13 protein-coding genes and 1 pseudogene are annotated in these 16,749 nt (G+C 64.1%); 4 read left to right on the forward strand and 10 right to left on the reverse strand.

The annotated features are described in order from the left end of the window. From V3H18_RS14945 to rimP, 3 genes are all read right to left on the reverse strand, one after another. Positions 1 to 406 (reverse strand): DUF448 domain-containing protein (locus tag V3H18_RS14945; RefSeq protein WP_332082868.1); only part of this gene is annotated, 406 nt, incomplete at its 3' end. Then, a complete protein-coding gene (nusA, locus tag V3H18_RS14950; RefSeq protein ID WP_332082869.1) occupies positions 406 to 2,004 on the reverse strand; it encodes a transcription termination factor NusA in 1,599 nt (532 codons plus the stop codon). The genes V3H18_RS14945 and nusA, both read right to left, overlap by 1 nt. A gap of 2 nt (positions 2,005 to 2,006) precedes the next feature. Continuing rightward, entirely contained in the window at positions 2,007 to 2,753 is a 747-nt protein-coding gene (rimP, locus tag V3H18_RS14955; RefSeq protein WP_332082870.1) for a ribosome maturation factor RimP, read from the reverse strand. A gap of 449 nt (positions 2,754 to 3,202) precedes the next feature. On the opposite strand from rimP, the gene V3H18_RS14960 reads away from it, so the two are divergent. Together V3H18_RS14960 and V3H18_RS14965 are read left to right on the forward strand one after the other, a co-directional pair. Further along, on the forward strand, positions 3,203 to 5,152 hold the full coding sequence (locus V3H18_RS14960) for a glycosyltransferase family 2 protein (RefSeq protein WP_332082871.1): 1,950 nt from the start codon (positions 3,203 to 3,205) through the stop codon (positions 5,150 to 5,152). A 212-nt stretch (positions 5,153 to 5,364) separates the two neighbouring features. Continuing rightward, positions 5,365 to 6,693, forward strand: coding sequence for a hypothetical protein (locus V3H18_RS14965; protein WP_332082872.1), 1,329 nt, complete (start codon positions 5,365 to 5,367; stop codon positions 6,691 to 6,693). Here V3H18_RS14965 and V3H18_RS14970 read toward each other — a convergent pair. The 3 genes from V3H18_RS14970 to V3H18_RS14980 form a co-directional block, all read right to left on the reverse strand. Beyond that, complete coding sequence (locus V3H18_RS14970; protein WP_332082873.1) at positions 6,686 to 7,765, reverse strand: hypothetical protein; 1,080 nt, start codon at positions 7,763 to 7,765, stop codon at positions 6,686 to 6,688. The two genes, V3H18_RS14965 and V3H18_RS14970, sit on opposite strands and share 8 nt — an antisense overlap. A gap of 134 nt (positions 7,766 to 7,899) precedes the next feature. Next, entirely contained in the window at positions 7,900 to 9,192 is a 1,293-nt protein-coding gene (locus V3H18_RS14975) for a hypothetical protein (RefSeq protein WP_332082874.1), read from the reverse strand. Continuing rightward, positions 9,185 to 9,838 (reverse strand): ABC transporter ATP-binding protein, encoded by a 654-nt coding sequence (locus V3H18_RS14980; RefSeq protein WP_332082875.1) that lies wholly within the window; start codon positions 9,836 to 9,838, stop codon positions 9,185 to 9,187. The genes V3H18_RS14975 and V3H18_RS14980 overlap by 8 nt, the downstream gene beginning before the upstream one ends. A gap of 127 nt (positions 9,839 to 9,965) precedes the next feature. Here V3H18_RS14980 and V3H18_RS14985 point away from each other — a divergent pair, with 127 nt between their 5' ends. Then, a complete protein-coding gene (locus tag V3H18_RS14985) occupies positions 9,966 to 12,410 on the forward strand; it encodes a rhamnosyltransferase WsaF family glycosyltransferase (protein ID WP_332082876.1) in 2,445 nt (814 codons plus the stop codon). Between the two features lie 9 nt (positions 12,411 to 12,419). Here V3H18_RS14985 and rfbA read toward each other — a convergent pair whose 3' ends face one another. The 4 genes from rfbA to rfbB all read right to left on the reverse strand — a co-directional run bounded on the left by rfbA (position 12,420) and on the right by rfbB (position 15,905). Next, positions 12,420 to 13,295 carry a glucose-1-phosphate thymidylyltransferase RfbA gene (gene rfbA / locus V3H18_RS14990; RefSeq protein WP_332082877.1) on the reverse strand — a complete coding sequence of 292 codons (876 nt, stop codon included), beginning with the start codon at positions 13,293 to 13,295 and terminating at the stop codon, positions 12,420 to 12,422. A gap of 8 nt (positions 13,296 to 13,303) precedes the next feature. Beyond that, positions 13,304 to 14,188 (reverse strand): dTDP-4-dehydrorhamnose reductase, encoded by an 885-nt coding sequence (gene rfbD / locus V3H18_RS14995; RefSeq protein ID WP_332082880.1) that lies wholly within the window; start codon positions 14,186 to 14,188, stop codon positions 13,304 to 13,306. 8 nt (positions 14,189 to 14,196) lie between these two features. Beyond that, the gene (rfbC, locus tag V3H18_RS15000; RefSeq protein WP_332082878.1) at positions 14,197 to 14,748 is read right to left on the reverse strand and encodes a dTDP-4-dehydrorhamnose 3,5-epimerase; all 552 of its coding nucleotides are present in this window, start codon (positions 14,746 to 14,748) and stop codon (positions 14,197 to 14,199) included. Between the two features lie 86 nt (positions 14,749 to 14,834). Next, on the reverse strand, positions 14,835 to 15,905 hold the full coding sequence (rfbB, locus tag V3H18_RS15005; protein WP_332082879.1) for a dTDP-glucose 4,6-dehydratase: 1,071 nt from the start codon (positions 15,903 to 15,905) through the stop codon (positions 14,835 to 14,837). A gap of 386 nt (positions 15,906 to 16,291) precedes the next feature. On the opposite strand from rfbB, the pseudogene V3H18_RS15010 reads away from it, so the two are divergent. Beyond that, positions 16,292 to 16,749 (forward strand): annotated as a pseudogene (locus tag V3H18_RS15010) (hypothetical protein); the annotation flags it as partial.

Raw genomic sequence — 16,749 nt, forward strand, 5'->3', positions numbered from 1 at the left:
CCTCGCCGCCGTCCGTCGCCTCGAGCAGCGCGCCCACGGGGCCGCGCGCCAGCGCGTCGGCGACCTTGCCGAAGCCCGCGACGACGACGCCCGCCTTATTGGCGAGCGCCAGCATCTGCAAACAATCGGCTTCGAGCAGCCTGTCCACCTCTTCGGCGAGTTCCGGCGCCGTCTCGATCTGCGTTTTCAGCGAGCGCGCAAAGAGCTTCTTTCGCGCCGCCTGCGCCACGAGATCGGCGCGCGCCGTCACCCACACGCCGCGGCCGGGCAGCCGGGCGCGAATATCGGGCGCGAGCGCGCCGTCCGGACCGCGCACGAAGCGGATCATCGCCTCGGGCGGCTGCGGCCGCCGCGTGACGATGCAGGTCCGCTCCGAAATATGCGGCTCGCGCGCCATCGCCTCCATCAAGCCTGCTCTTCGCCTTCCGCGACCGCCTCGGTTTCTTCTTCCGGCGCCGGCGCCTCGATCCAGCCGACGCGCACGCGCGCCGCCATGATCATCGCCTCCGCCTCCTCGCGCGACAGATCGACGCCCTCGAAGAAGCCTTCGTGCCTCGTCGTCTCGCCGTCCTTCTTCTCGCTCCAGCCGACGAGATCGTCCGGCACGCAGCCGGCGAAATCCTCGAGCGTCTTCACGTCGTTTTCGCCGAGCTTCACCATCATCGCCGTGGTGAGGCCGTCGATCTCGCGCAATTCGTCAGAGACGCCGAGCTCCTTGCGGCGCTCCTCATTCTCGGCCTCGATGCGTTCGAGATAATTGCGGGCGCGGTTTTGAATTTCGGACGCCGTCTCTTCGTCGAAGCCCTCGATCGACGCGAGTTCGGAGAGTTCGACATAGGCGAGCTCCTCGACGGAACGGAAGCCTTCGGACGCGAGCAGGCGCCCCACGACTTCGTCGACGTCGATCGCGCCCATGAAGACCTTGGTGCGCTCGATGAATTCCCTCTGGCGGCGCTCGGACTCCTCCGCTTCCGTCAGAATGTCGATGTCCCAGCCGGTGAGCTGCGAGGCGAGACGCACGTTCTGGCCGCGCCGGCCGATGGCGAGCGAGAGCTGATCGTCGGGCACGACGACCTCGATGCGGGAACTGTCCTCATCGAGCACCACCTTGACGACTTCCGCCGGCTGCAGGGCGTTGACGATGAAGGTCGCGGCGTCCGCCGACCAGGGAATGATGTCGATGCGCTCGCCCTGCAATTCGCCGACGACGGCCTGCACGCGCGAGCCGCGCATGCCGACGCAGGCGCCGACGGGGTCGATCGAGGAATCACGCGAGATGACGGCGATCTTGGCGCGCGAACCGGGATCGCGCGCGACCGATTTCACCTCGATCACGCCGTCGTAGATCTCCGGGACTTCCTGCTTGAACAGCTTCGCCATGAATTGCGGATGGGTGCGCGAGAGGAAAATCTGCGGCCCGCGCTGCTCGCGCCGCACGTCATAGACATAAGCGCGGCATCGGTCGCCGGGACGGAACATTTCGCGCGGGATCATCTCGTCGCGACGGATAACGCCCTCGCCGCGGCCGAGGTCGACGATGACATTGCCATATTCGACGCGCTTGACGACGCCGTTCACGATCTCGCCGATACGGTCCTTATATTCTTCATATTGACGATCGCGCTCGGCCTCGCGCACCTTCTGCACGATGATCTGCTTCGCGGATTGCGCCGCGATGCGGCCAAAGTCGAAGGGCGGCAGGGTCTCGGAAATCCAGTCGCCGGGCTGCGCCGCCGGATTGCGCTTGCGGGCGTCGGCCAGCGAAATCTGCGTCGCGTCGTTTTCGACTTCGTCGACGACGAGCAGGAGGCGCGAGAAACGCACTTCGCCAGTCTTGGCGTTGATCTCGGCGCGCACTTCGGTCTCCTGGCCGTAGCGCGAACGCGCCGCCTTTTGCAACGCGTCTTCCATGGAGGCGATGACGATCGAACGGTCGATCGACTTCTCGCGCGCGACCGCGTCGGCGATCTGCAGGATCTCAAGTCGGTTGGCGCTGACGGCCATCGTCACTCTCCCTTGGAGCGGGGCGGCGGCCGCTGGCCGCCGCCTTTCTTGAACTGTGTTTGAACGCCGGCGGGAGCCAGCGGCTTCTGTTTTTGCGCAGATCCGCGGAAGCGGCCGGGACCCCGGCGCGGGCGATCCTCCGCCGCCGCCGGCTCCTCTTCCGTCTCGGCGAGCTTGCCCGCGCGCAGCGACTCGCGGATCAGCGCCTCGGTGAGCACGAGCTTGCCCTCGTCGAGATCGGCGAGGGGCAGCGCAACGATCTTCTCTTCGTCAGGGTTTGCGTCGGAGCGCTCCAGCGTCAGCATGGCGGCGCGGCCCGCGCCTTCGACGCCGCGAATGAAGCCGCGAAAACGCTTGCGGCCCGACTCCAGCGGATGCGCCAGTTCGATCTTCGCCTCATAGCCGAGGGCGCGCGAAAAATCGGAAATGCGCACGAGCGGCCGATCGACGCCGGGCGAGGAAACCTCGAGACGATATTCATGGGCGATGAGGTCGGCGACGTCGAGTTCGGGCGACAGCGCCTGGCTCGCCGCCTCGCAATCGTCGATGGTCATGGTCCCGTCGGGGCGCTCCGCCATGATCTGCAGGGTCGGCCCATTCTGCTGCATCAAGCGCACCCGCACGAGGCGATAGCCGAGTTGGTTGAGCGTCGGCGCGACGATATGCGCCACGCGCGCGGCGACGCCCGTCTCGGCGACGAGACGCGGCTCGTCGAGATCGGCGGCGATGGCGGCGGCGCTTTGCGTCAAGCTTTTTTCCTGGGCTTGCCCGGGCGACCAAAACAAAAAGAGCGGGTCCCCGGAGGGCCCCACTCTCAATAGGCGATCATCCGGGAATGATCGTTATGAGATGAAGTCATCGCCTTTATAGGCCAAAGGAGCGCATAAAAGCAAGAAAAACCGAATGGCGCCGGTCCAGGCGGGAAAAGGATACGGATATTAACCATGTCGTCGCGCTGATTCGCTTGTCCCTTTGCGAAGAAGCGCGCGGGGCGCGTGTTGACCCTTCCCGCGCGCCCGCTTAGTTTCGCGCAAAGCTTGGCTTTCCTTTATCTATCGCCGCCCAGGGGCGAGAGCGCGTTGGGCGTTTCGGAGGATATTATCGAAGCTATTTTTCACACCCCCCGCCAAATATTCGTCTCGCCGCGCCGCGCCGAAGGCGTCGTCTCCATGCGCGAAAGAACTCGAGACTCATCGCTTTGACGCTTTCCGTCGCCTGCGCCGACGCCGCCTTTTCGCTCGAGATCGCCCGCGACGCGCGCGTCGACGACGGGGGCTTTCACGCGCTCTCGCAGGAGCCCTGGCTGCGGTTTCGGTCGCTGCAAGCCTTTCGTCCCGGCGGCTTCGCGGAATTGCGCTATGCCGCGAGCCTCTACGATCCGCCCGTTCGCCCCATCCTGCGGCTCTGGCAAGGCGACGAAAATTATTGCGATCACATCCTGCCGGCGCCCTGCGAAGGCGCGGGGCTCTGGATCGGCAAAATCCCCAAGGAGACGACCGACGTCTGGATCAGCCCGACGAACCGGCCCGGCCCATTCGATTTTCGCATGCTCGACGCGCGGCAGGCGAGTTTCGCGCATGCGCTGCGCAAGGCGGCGGCCGCGCCCAAGCGCCTGTTCTTCGCGCTCTCGGCCGACAGCGTCGGTCTGGCGGCGGAAGCGGAGTTGAACTGGCGCTGGGCGCTGGGCGGCGCGCCGCTCTCGACTTATCCCTCCTGGCGCGCCGCGCGCCAACGCCCGTGCGATCCCTCTCTCGACCGGCCGCGCGGCGACTGGCGAAAAGGTCCGAGAGTCGTCGCGCTTCTTGACGCGCGCGGCGCGGATGCGCGCGACATCGACGCGACGCGCCAGACGATCGAAGCGCAAAACTATCCTCATTGCGCGCTGGCCACAGTCGGTTCAGTCGAGGCGGCCGGCCCTTTCGGGGCGGACGATCTCCTGCTTCTTCTCCAGGCGGGCGACCGGCTGGAGCCGCATGCCTGCGCCTGCTTCGTCGAACATTTCGCGAGATATCCCGAGCACAAGATCGCCTATGCCGACGAAACTTCCGGCGCCGGCGCGGATTTGCGCCCTTGGCGCAAGCCGGGCTGGAGCGCGACGCTCCATCGTTTCGAAAATTACGTCGGACGCGCCGCCTGCTTTCGGGCGCGCCTTCTCGCCGCCTATCCCGGCGGGGCGTGCGTCGGCGCCGAAGAGACGATCGATCGGATGTTGTCGCGCGCCGACAAGGGAGAGATTGGCGCGCTGCGCAGGCCGCTGTTCCATTTCGCGACCCGCGCCGCGCCGCGCCAGACGCAGATAGAAGCCGTCTTTCGGGGCGCGACGGCGCCGGCCGTCACGATCGTCATCCCGACGCGCGATCGCATCGACCTGCTTGCGCCTTGCCTCGAAAGCCTGCTGAAGAAGAGTCTCTATCCCCGCTTCGACGCCCTCGTCGTGGATAATGACAGCGCCGATCCGCGCACCCATGCGCTGCTCGCAAGGCTTCAGGCGGCGGACGACCGGCTCAAAGTCCTGCGCCATCCCGGCGCCTTCAATTTTTCGGCGCTGTGCAACGCCGGCGCCCGTGCGACGACGGGCGATTATTTGATCTTCCTCAATAACGACACGGAAATCGTCACGGCGGACTGGATCGAACGGCTGCTCTTTTTCGCCGCCGAGCCCGACATTGGCGCGGTGGGCGCGAAGCTTCTCTATCCGAACGGCCGCGTCCAGCATGCCGGCGTGCTGCTCGGCATGGGCGGCGTCGCCGGACATTTCGGCGCAGGCCTTAGCGCTGACGCTTCAGGCTGGCTCAGGCGCAATCTCCTGCCGCATGAGGTCTCGGCGGTCACCGGCGCCTGCCTGATGGTCGAACGAAAGAAGTTCGACGCCGTCGCCGGCTTCGACGAAGCGGAGCTCCCGGTCGAATTGAACGACGTCGATCTCTGCCTGCGCCTCGCGGCGCGCGGCTGGCGCGCCATCTGCGACGCGCAGGCGACGCTTATCCATCATCAGTCGGCGAGCCGGGGCGGCGGCGCCCTTCGCCTGCAGCGCGTTTATGAAAAGGAGCGGCGGACCTTTTGCGAGCGGTGGCGCGCCGTCATCCGCGACGACCCTTATTTCCACCCCGGACTCTCGCTTTACGCCAATGAAGAAAGACTGCCCTAGTTGTTTAATCAAAAACGCGGATGGTTCGAGGGGCGGCGGAGGCGGCGACGGCTTGCGTCGACGGCGGGGGAGCCTTATTTTGCGTCGCGCAAACACTCTCGCCTCGTCCGGGAGGGCACGGCGACGGACGAGCGCCGCGGCGACCCGAATGGATACGCTTACGCCGCTTCGCGCCATCGGGCGCCTTTGAAAAGTCAGCGATCAAGAGGCAGATGAGCAGGCAGCAGGCGTCCAAACCGCCAAGATTGGCCGAAGTCCTCGCGGTCGCGCGCCAGAACGTCGCCGCGCGCCTCGCGCCGATTCGATCGGCGTCGAAGGGATTGCTCAATCTCGCCCCGCAGGCCGACGACAGCATTGTCGGACGCCTGCCCGCGCTGATCCGCGACGGCGTCGAGACCGCGGGAGAAAAGCTTTCCGCCGTCGGCGTGGGCGGCGGGCGACTGGGACGAAGCTTTATCATCGTCGTCGCGCTCCCGACCCTTCTCTTCTGGCTTTACGCCTTTTTCTGGCAGTCCGAACGCTATGTGGCCGAGATGCGCCTCACCGTCCGCGCCGCGCAGCAGGAGAAGAAATCCATGTCCGACGCCGCCTCCATGATCGGCAAGATGATGGGCGGGGGCGGAGGCGGCAATTCGGCGACGCAGGACGCCTTCATGGTGCTCAATTACGTCAAGAGCCGCGCCATTGTCGCGGACCTTGGCGGGCGTCCCTATATGGAAAAGAAATTCGCGCGTCCCAGAGTCGACTATTTCTCACGGCTCGACGTCGGCGCCAATCTCGAAGACCTGTGGAAATATTGGTTGGGCCATGTGTCGGCGAGCGTCGACACCATGTCGGGGATATTGACGACGCGGGTTGACGCCTTCGAGCCCCAGGACGCGCTCGATATGGCCAAGGACATCGTTCGACTCTCCGAAGACCTCGTCAACAAGATCACTCTACGCAATCGCCGCGACGCGCTGAGCCGCGCCGAATTGGAGGTCAATCTATCCCGACAGAAACTCGCGGACGCGCGCGAGAAAACGCTGCAGTTTCGCAACAAGAACGTTCTGATCGATCCGGGCTCGCGGGCCACGAGCCTGGGCGAATTGATCGGCAGGCTCACGCAGGAGCGGATCGACATCGTCAACGCGCTCTCCACTTTCTCATCCTCGCTCTCGGGCGACGCGCCGAGTCAGCGCATCCAGCGCAATCGCCTTGCGGCGATCGATCAACAGATCGCCGATCTCAAGAAAAAACTCGCCGACGCGCAAGGCGACGACACGGTCTCGGCGCAGATCGCAACCTATGAGCGATTGAAGCTCGACGAGCAATTCGCCGAAAGGCTTTATATGATCGCGCAAACCTCCTATCAGCACGCGCGCCAGGAGCTCGAGAAGCAGCAGCTCTACCTCATCACCGTCGTTCATCCGTCGCTGCCGGAGTCGGCGACGTATCCCAAGGTCGCGGCCAATACGATGCTGGTGTTTTTCGGGCTGCTCGTCGCTTGGGCGGTCGTCTCCTTGCTCGTCGCGAGCATCGAGGACCACATCGTCACATAGTCTGGGTGTCGCGCGTCACGGCGTCGGCGTCGTGGGAAAGAGCGATCCCGATCGACTCCTCCGCGAAGGAATAGAGCGCGAGATCGTCCTCGAGCAGGTCGGTGACGAGGCTGATGCGCGACAATCTGTCGGCGAGCGCGCCGATCGAGGGATGGACGACGGGCTCGTAGTCGTCGGTGAGATCGTGACCGAGTAGGCCCGCGAGCAGCGCCTTAAAATCGCTAAAGCGGCTGCGCACGCCGACAAGATCCATGGAAGAGAGATTTTCCAGGGCGGCGGAGACGCGGCCGCGATTGAGAGTCTCGCCGGGAATGCAGCCGAACATCTTCGTCATCGGGCTGGTCAGCGCCTCGCGCTCTTCTTCGGTGAGGAGACGGAATTTCGCAAGCAGGCCCTTCTGGTCGTCGAGCGGAAGGTCGCGCGCGAAACCGGTGAGCGTCGTCAGCCCTGTGAAGAGCTGCGGCAACATATGCGAGGCGTCGGATTTCTGGATGAGATTGAGAAGGATGAGGCGCTGCGCCAGCTCCTCGAACGGATCGCCGAGCAGCGCCGCCGTCTTGAAGCCGGCGTTGCTAAGAAAATGCGAATAACGCGGGAAGCTCGAACGACCCGACATGAAGATCGACTTGTTGAAGCCATTATTGATGAGAACGAGCATCGTCTCGAAACCGTAACGCTCAGTCGAGGGATAGGTGAGCGTGAACAGGCTCTTCGCGCGCCGCGTCAATTTCTCGATGGGGCGAATGGAGCTGTCGAAGAAAAAGAATTTGCGTTCGAGGTGCCGCCCTTTTTGAAAGCGGCGGTAAATGAGAATGCCGCTGTCGGCCTCCAGCAGCTCGATGTCCTCGATTTTTTCGAGCCCCGCGACGACCGCGTCGTTGACGATAAAACCGACGAGCCCCGTGCTATGAACGCCCAGATCGCGCACGTCCGGACGCTCGACCGTCGCGGAGATTTCAATATCGTCCTCGCCGGGCCTGCGCACGAGGATTTTCGGAACCGCGGAGGGATTGTCCGGGGCCAACCAGCCGCGAATCGAGGCGCCATCGTCAATGTCAATGCTGAAAAACACTCGGCTATACCCTCTGCACGAGCCCGCGCCGCCAAAACGCATTCATTGAATGGGATCTATTTTCGCGGACTAACGCATTTTCTGCGCCGAGCCGCGCGCTCTCATTCAGCCTGCCAGCGCTCTCATTTGGCGGGTCATCTTGCCATGTGATCCCGCACGAAGAAAGCGAGCGCAATGAGCGCCAGCCAGCCGATCGTCGCCGGGACGACGATGATCGCCCATTCCCGCCAGCGGCGCGGATAGGTGGATTTCTCGGCGAGAGTCGGATGCAGGAAGGGAACGAGATAGGCGCGCTGCGTTTCCAGATCGACGCGGGCGCTCTCCAAAGCCGTCGCCGCGAGCCCATATCTTTGTTGCGCGAAATCGAGCTCGATCTGATGCCGCGACAGCACGCCGGCGCGTCGCGCCAAGGAGTCGGCGCCCTTATCGCCGCTCGCGATCATCGCCGAATATTCCTCGATCTGGCTCTTAAGGCTCTGCACCCGGGCGGCAAGCACGCGCCCCTGCGGCGAGTCGAGCGTATCGGAGTCGCCCTGCAAGGCAAGATCTTCCTGCGCCTGGGAGAGCTCCATGCGGAGCGCGGTGATAATCTTGTTGATGCCCTCGGCGGCGGCGGGCGCGTCGATCACCCCTTCGGCGTTGCGGGCGTCCCGCATTGCCGCCGTCGCCGTCTTCAATTGATCTTCGGCGCGCGTCAGCTCAACGCGCGCCCGCGCCAGTGCGTCGCGCCGCGAGCGCGTCGACAGTTCGTTGACGAGCTGTTCGGAGAGTTCGATCACATTGCGCGCAATGGTAAGCGAATCCTCGGGCGTGAAGGCGTGCACATTCACATAGATGATGCCCGATGCGAGGTCGACGCCGGCGTCGACCCGCCGCTTCCAATATTTTTCGAGGTTCTCGATAGGGTCATCGGCGTCGAAGCGGGAGAAATAGTCGATCTCCGGCCGCGAAAACATGGCGCGCAGCCCGATTTTCCTGTCGAGCGCCTCGACCGCCGAACGGCTGAGGATAAAATTGACCAGCACCTGCGTATCTTGCATCTGCTGGCCGCCTTGCGACCCTCCGCCGCTCAAGAGGTCGAGCGTGGAGGCTTCGCCCGTGCGCAGGGAGAATTTCGTTTCCGTCGCATATTGCTTGCTGGCGATCAGGCCCCAATAGACCGAAGCGACCAGAAGCGGCGCGATGACGAAAGCGGCGAAACTCGCAAATACGCCAAGCCGAAAGACGCGGTCGCCGCGGCGCGCCTTAAATCCGCCGCCGCCGGAAATGATGCTCGCGGGCGCGCGGGATTTATTGGCGGCGCGGCGCAGAGCGCGCGAAATCGACTGCGCCTTGAGGTCGGCCTCCTCGGCGCTCAAGGGGAGAGAACGCGGCTGCGCGACGGCGATCGAAATGTGCGGCTGGCGCGATTCGACGGTGTCAGGCATTGAGCTTCTTATAGAGTTCCACGGCGTCGTCGAGATTGTTGAAAATATGCATCTGGCCGCCGGCGAGCACGATGCCCCGGTCGCAATATGCCCTAATTGTGTCCATGGAGTGCGACACGACGATCACATCGGCGTTCTGCCTGCGCTTACGGAATTCCTCCTTGCAGCGAGCCCCAAATTTAGCATCGCCCACGGCCATCACCTCGTCAATGAGATAGCAGTCGAACTGGATCGACAGCGACAGGCCGAAGGCGAAACGCGCCCCCATGCCCGAGGAATAAGTGCGGATGGGCGCGTCCATATAGGCGCCGATTTCGGCGAAATCCTCGACGAAATGGATTACCCGGCGCGGGTCCTGCCCATAGATGCGCGCGACGAATTTGCAGTTCTCGCGGCCGGTGAGGCCCGGGTGCAGCCCGCCGGTGAAGCCGAGCGGCCAGGAGACGCGGACCGAGCGTCGAATCCGGCCGCTGTTGGGCATCTCGGTGCCGGAGAGGAGGCGTATCAGCGTCGATTTCCCGGCGCCATTGATGCCGAGAACGCCATAGCTGCGGCCCGCCGCAAAATCGACGCTGACATGGTCGAGCACGATCTTGCGATGGCCGTGCGAACGATAATATTTGAAAACATTCTCGAGCTTGATCATGGCCGCTATCGTGGCTTCCGCCGCCGTTTCAACCTGTCCTGCCGATATTATTACGCCGGATTTCGGGCTAAGTCATGGCTGCCGCCCATCCCCCGCCCCTACCCGCGAACTCGAATAGAAGGCCATCATGACGGATCGCAAAGGCGAAACGACGGCGCAATGGGCGCGCCGCCATCTACGTAACGGCTACGTCATCTTGACGCGGCGCGGCCTCGTAGCGCTCTATGGCGCGGCGGTGCGGGAACTGGCGAAACTCATTGACGCGCCGGTCGGCGTCTTTCTCGCGCCGCGCGACCTTTTCCGAGACGGGCCGCGCTTCCTGCGCGAACAGGGGCTGCGCGCGACATGCGGCGCCTTGCTGCGGCAAATCGCGGCGCAATACGACCCGCCGCTGGGACGCCGCCGCAATCCGGTCAACGATCCGCTGCGCAAGGGGGCGATCAGCTACTATTACACATATGAATTGACCAAGCCGGACGGCGTCGTCCCCTCGCGCCGGCCGGTCAATGAAATGGACTTCGCGCTCGAAGTTCCCTTCGCCTATGAAGCCGGCCCCGCATGCGAACGGCGGATCGCGGCGATCGTCCACGCCTTCTATCCGGACGTCCTGCCGCTCCTCCTTGAAAAACTGCGGAACGTCCCTGGCGCCGTCGACCTCTTCATATCGACGGACACGCAGGAGAAACGCCGCGCCATCGAAGAAATTTGCGCGGCATGGGGCAAGGGCAAGGTCGAGACGCGCGTCTTCCCCAACCGCGGTCGCGACATAGCGGCGAAATTTTTCGGATTCCGCGACGTCTACGCCGATTATGACCTCTTCGTTCATCTCCACACCAAACGCTCGCTGCATGGCGGGGCGGCGCTGGCGCGCTGGCTGGACTATTTGCTCGACACGCTTCTTGGCTCCGAGCCCGTCGTCAATTCGATCCTCTCGCTCTTCGACGATCCCATGCTTGGAATCGTCTTTCCTCAGCATCTTTTCGAACTGCGCGGCATTTTGAACTGGGGCTACGACTACGATCTCGCGCGCACGCTTTTGAAGCGAATGAATATTGAGATCGACAAGAATCTCACGCTCGAATTTCCGTCCGGCTCGATGTTCTGGGGCCGCTGCGCGGCGATCCGGCCGCTTATCGACCTCAACCTCGATTTCGACGATTTTCCCGAGGAAAGCGGGCAGGTCGACGGCACGCTCGCCCATGCGATCGAACGCTCACTGCTGATGATCGCGGAATCGCAGGGCTTCGAATGGCTCAAGGTCGCGCGGTGCGATCTCTACCCCATGGGACAGACGCTTCTGCCCGTGCGGCGCGCGGAGGACGTCGCCGATCATCGGCTGAAGGTCTTTCAGCCCGCTCTCGCGCGCGTCGACTCGTTTTTCCACCCTTATGAAGCGCCGGTCGTCGAGACCCTGCCGCTGCTCTCCTATCCCTCGCGCAATCCGCGCCCGCGACTGACTCTGCTGACCCCAACCGTCAATCCGCAGCAGACCTTTGGCGGCGTGGCGACGGCGTTGAAGCTTTATGAAACGCTTTTCGACGAAATCGGCGACGATTTCGACAAGCGCATCGTCGTGACGGACGCCGATATCGAAACGCGGGCCTATGCGGCGCTTCCGGGCTATAAGCCTGTCCCCTATGCGGCGAGCCACGACGGCGAGAGGGCCGTCATCGTCGACGCCTATGAGCGCGAAGGCGGCCGGCTGGATCTGCGCGCCGACGACCTGTTTTTGGCGACGGCCTGGTGGACCGCGGAATTCGCGCGCGCGCTGGAACAGGACCGCGCGCGCTATTTCGGCGGCGCGCGGCCCTTCATCTATCTCATTCAAGACGACGAGCCGAATTTCTACGGGCGCGGCTCGAAATCCTGCCTCGCGGAAGCGACCTATCTTCACGGCGAGCAAACGATCGCGATTCTCAATTCCGAGGAGCTTTTCTCGGCGATGACGGCGAAATATTCTTTTCGCGAAGCCTACTGCGTCCCCTATGCGCTCAATGAGCGCATTTCCCGGCTCTTGGCGAGCGTTCCGCGCGAAGCCGTCATTCTGGTGTACGGGCGCCACACGGTCGCGCGCAACGCTTTCGAACTCATTTGCGCGGCGCTCTTCATATGGCAGCAGCGCGATCCCATTCGCGCCAGCCGCTGGCGGATCGTGTTTCTTGGTGAGGAATTTCCCCGGACCTTGCTCTATCCGCTGCAAAACGCGACGGTCGGCGGCAAGGCGACCCTCGAAGACTACGCCAATCATCTCAATCGCGCGCTCGTCGGCCTGTCGCTGATGATTTCGCCGCATCCAAGCTATCCGCCGCTCGAAATGGCCGAGGCCGGCCTTGCGACGATCGCCAACGCATTTCCCGGCAAGGATCTGCGTCGCCGCTTCGACAATATCGTTTCACCGACTCGTCTCGATCCCGCTTCGCTCGCCGACGCGGTCGAGGAAACGGTGGCGCGCATGGAGCCCTATGTCGGCGCCATCATCCCCCGTAAGACTCCCTCGGCGCCCCCCCAAGATGGCGCTCTCTTCGATCCGAAGGCCTTCGCAGGAAAACTGCGAGAGGCGGCGCTTCCCTAAGACGGCTCGCTATTCGCCTTGATCCGCCTCTTCGAGAACTTGCGCGATATATTGGCCATAGCCGCTGTTTTCGAGTTTCGAGAACGCCTGGCGCGCCAGCGCCGCGTCGATCCACCCGGCGCGAAAGGCGATCTCTTCGAGACAGGCGACGCGCTGCCCCTGTCGCCGCTCGATGGCGCGCACATATTCGCCCGCTTCGATCAGCGATTCGGGCGTCCCCGTGTCGAGCCACGCGAAGCCGCGGCCGAGCCGGATGACCTGAAGCTCGCCGAGATCGAGATAGATACGGTTGAGATCGGTGATCTCCAATTCGCCGCGCGCCGACGGCTTCAATTGCGCCGCGAATTGCGGCGCGCGCTGGTCATAGAAATAAAGGCCCGTCACCGCCCAGTTCGAGCGGGGCCGCGCCGGCTTCTCCTCGATCGACACCGCCCGGCCGGCGGCGTCGAAGTCGACGACGCCGTAACGTTCGGGATCGCGCACATGATAGGCGAAGATCGTCGCGGCGCTTTTCCCGGACTGGCTCAGCGCCTCGGGCAGGCCGTGCCCGTAGAAAATATTATCGCCGAGGATGAGCACCGAGGCGCTTCCCTCGACGAATGCGGCGCCGATGACATAGGCCTGCGCCAGCCCCTCGGGCTTCGGCTGCACGGCGTAGGAAAGCGCAATGCCCCATTGGGCGCCGCTTCCAAGCAGCCGTTTGAAGGAAAAGAGATCCTCCGGCGTCGTGATGATCAGAATTTCGCGCACGCCCGCGAGCATCAGCGTGCTCAGCGGATAATAGATCATCGGCTTGTCATAGACGGGGAGAAGCTGCTTCGAGACGACAAGCGTCATCGGATGCAGTCTCGTGCCGCTTCCGCCGGCGAGAATGATGCCGCGCATGAAAAATCCTATTTCGCTTCGATGAGTCGACCAACGCAAGAGTCGAGAGAGTCGCGCCATGGCGGCAGCGCGATCCTGTAATGGGCTTTGAGCTTGGCGTTGTCGAGGCGCGAATTCGCCGGGCGCCGCGCCGGCGTTGGATAATCGCTCGTCGCGATGCGCCTGACCCGCACGGGCTTGCGGCCGCGCGCCGCGGCGGCGGCGAAAATCGCTTCCGCCATATCCGCCCAACTTGCTTCGCCCTCTCCGGTCATATGGAAAACTCCGCGCAAGCCGGGATTTGGATCGCCGACCAATCTTTGGGCGATCGCGAGCAGCGCGTCGGCGATGTCGAGGGCGTTCGTCGGATTGCCGAGTTGATCGGCGACGACGCCGACCTCGTCGCGGTCTTCGCCAAGGCGCAGCATCGTCTTCACGAAATTCGCCCCGAAAGGACTGTAGACCCAGGCGGTGCGCAGAATGACGCTATTGGCGCAGCGCGCTGCGATCTGTTTCTCCCCTTCGAGTTTCGAGCGCCCATAGGCGCCGGCCGGCCCGGTCTCGTCCTCTTCGCGATAGGGTCTTTGCAGCGTTCCGTCGAAGACATAGTCGGTCGAAAGATGCAGCAGCGGCACGCCAAGTTCGGCGGCCGTCTCGGCGACGAAGCCCGCGCCTGCGCCATTGATGCGCATCGCCACGTCCGGCTCGCTCTCGGCCTTGTCCACCTGCGTATAGGCGGCGGCGTTGACGATGGCGTCGCAGCGCACGCTGCGCAGCGAGGCGAGCACCGCGTCGCGCGAGGCGAGATCGAAACGGGGACGCCCGAGCGCCAGCATCTCGACGCCCTTGGGCGCGCGCTCGATCAGCGCGCTGACAACCTGGCCGGTGAGGCCCGTAACGGCGATGCGTTTCAATTCGCCCACTAAGGAAAGGCCTCCTCTAGATCGCGCAGCCGCGGCCAGGCGCGATCCCTGTCCGACAATAGCGCGTTCTGCGCCCCCACGGTCCAGGCGACGCCGATATCGGGATCGTCCCAGATCACGCCGCGATCATGCTGCGGCGAATAGAAATTCGTGACCTTGTAGATCACTTCCGTGTCCGGTTCGAGCGTGACGAAGCCATGCGCGAAGCCGATCGGAATGAAAAGCTGGCGCCAGTTCTCCTTCGACAGCTCCACCGCGACATGCCGCCCGAATGTCGGCGAGGCGCGGCGCAGATCGACGGCGACGTCGAGAATGGCGCCATTCGTCACGCGAACGAGCTTGTCCTGCGCGAAGGGCGCGATCTGGAAATGCAGGCCGCGCACCGTGCCGGCGTCGCGCGAGAACGAATGATTGTCTTGAACGAATTGATAGTGAAGTCCCGCCTTTGCCCAGGTCTGGGCATTGTGCGTCTCGCTAAAAAAGCCGCGCGCGTCGCCGAATTTCTTCGGCGTGACAAGTTTCAGTCCCGGTAGTTCAAGATCTTCGAACAAGCGTCATGCTCCGTTCTCTAATATTTTCCGCCGAAAGGACCGCCGGTTCGGCGGAGAAAATGCGTCAGTGCAAGTCAATAGAGCCCTCAAGCGGCGGCGCCGCGCGCCGCGACGACGCCGAGCCTTTCGCCGCGATAGGCGCCCGAACGGATCGCGCGCCACCAGTCGGGATTATCGAGATACCAGCGCACCGTCTTGGCGAGGCCGCTCTCGAAGCGCTCCAGGGGGCGCCAGCCGAGTTCGCGTTCAATCTTCGAGGCGTCGATGGCGTAGCGCAGATCGTGGCCGGGCCGATCCTCCACGAAAGCGATAAGATCGCGATGGCCCCCGGCGCGCCGCGGACGAAATTCGTCCATCAGATCGCAAATCGCCTCCACCACGTCGATGTTGCGCCATTCGTTGCGGCCGCCGACATTATAGGTCTCGCCGACCGCGCCCCGGCGCGCCACCAGCGTCAGCGCCGCGGCGTGATCCTCGACGTAAAGCCAGTCGCGAATATTCTCGCCGCGCCCATAGACCGGAAGCGGCTTCTCTTCCACGGCGTTGATGATCGTGAGCGGGATGAGCTTTTCGGGAAATTGGCAGGGGCCGTAATTGTTCGAGCAATTGGTGACGATGGTCGGCAGGCCGTAGGTGTGGCGCCAGGCGCGCACGAGATGGTCGGAGCCGGCCTTGGAGGCGGAATAGGGCGAATTCGGCGCATAGGAGGTCTCCTCGGTGAAGAGCCCTGTTTCGCCGAGCGCGCCGAACACTTCGTCGGTCGAAATATGCAGGAAGCGAAAGGCGCGCGCGCGGTCCTCGTCCAGCCCGCGCCAATAGTCGAGCGCCGCCTCCAGCATCGCAAAGGTGCCGACGAGATTGGTTTCGATGAAGGCGGCGGGACCGTCGATCGAGCGGTCGACATGGCTCTCCGCCGCAAGATGCATGACGACGTCGGGCTCGAAAGCGGCGAAGGCGCGGGCGACCGCGGGACGATCGCAAATATCCGCCTGTTCGAAGGAGAAACGTGGATCGCCCGCGACGGCGCGCAGGGAGGCGAGATTTCCGGCGTAGGTCAGCTTGTCGAGGACGAGAAGGTGGTCGGCGCCCTCGCTGATGAGCGCGCGCGCGACTGCCGAGCCGATGAATCCGGCGCCGCCGGTGATCAATATTTTCACCAAAACCTCTTGTGAACTGACTGATCCGATTTGAACGAGGCGCGCCTATAAATTACGCGCGAAATGCGGCGGGGCGGCGGCGCCCGCTCTTCGTCGCCCGCCAATGCGGCCCCCGCGCGGCCATCTTGCAGCTTTTTTTCCGCCTCGCAAATTACGGAGCCGTCGCGGCTTGCGCCAGATTGCGCGACCCGCGGCGACCCGGCTATTCTCGCGCCTTCCATACCTTCCGCATGGCGGCGGCGGCCATGCCTCACGCTAGAGCGCGCTGCGAAAAAGTGGAATCCGGTTTTTCGCCTCAAGCGCGCTCTAAACTTTTGGAATCGGTCACGCTATCCGCATTTGGGCGCTTCCGCCCGAATGCGGCGTGATCTGGGGCGCAGCCGTCAATGTGGCGAGAGCAGTTCGACTATTTCTGGGACGGCCGGCGACGGCTCGCCATCGGCTGGTTCGACGGCGTCGAACGCGCCCCCGCGAACGCGGCGCGCCCTGAACTCACCGTCGTGTCGGCGCGGGACGAGGATTTCTCCCTCGCCCCGACGCTCATCGACGTGATCGACGCGCCGCGCTGGCGCGCGCGCATCCTCCTCCTCGATCTTCCCGCCGACCATCGCTTCCTGCGCTTGACCGCCGCCGACGGCGCCGAGCTCGCGCTGGCGCTCGGAGCCGAGCGGGAGGCTGCGCAAGAGCGAGCGCAAGCCGGGGACTGGCGTCTGGCGATGACATTGCTGCCCGACGCCGGCGGCGTCGAGCCGGTCGCATTCCGCCTCGCGGCCTTTCCCGCGCGCGGCGACGTCGAGCGGCTTTCGCGCGAGCAGACGGCGGGGGCGGGGGCGCGGCTCGTCTG

The sequence above is a fragment of the Methylocystis borbori genome, from assembly GCF_036576025.1.
Taxonomy (GTDB): Bacteria; Pseudomonadota; Alphaproteobacteria; order Rhizobiales; family Beijerinckiaceae; genus Methylocystis; species Methylocystis borbori.

Coding starts and splice junctions, on each gene's coding strand:
- V3H18_RS14985 (WP_332082876.1), top strand. CDS start 9,966: ATGACGGATCGCAAAGGCGAAACGACGGCGCAATGGGCGCGCCGCCAT.
- V3H18_RS14965 (WP_332082872.1), top strand. CDS start 5,365: ATGAGCAGGCAGCAGGCGTCCAAACCGCCAAGATTGGCCGAAGTCCTC.
- rfbA (WP_332082877.1), bottom strand. CDS start 13,295: ATGCGCGGCATCATTCTCGCCGGCGGAAGCGGCACGAGACTGCATCCG.
- V3H18_RS14975 (WP_332082874.1), bottom strand. CDS start 9,192: ATGCCTGACACCGTCGAATCGCGCCAGCCGCACATTTCGATCGCCGTC.
- nusA (WP_332082869.1), bottom strand. CDS start 2,004: ATGGCCGTCAGCGCCAACCGACTTGAGATCCTGCAGATCGCCGACGCG.
- V3H18_RS14980 (WP_332082875.1), bottom strand. CDS start 9,838: ATGATCAAGCTCGAGAATGTTTTCAAATATTATCGTTCGCACGGCCAT.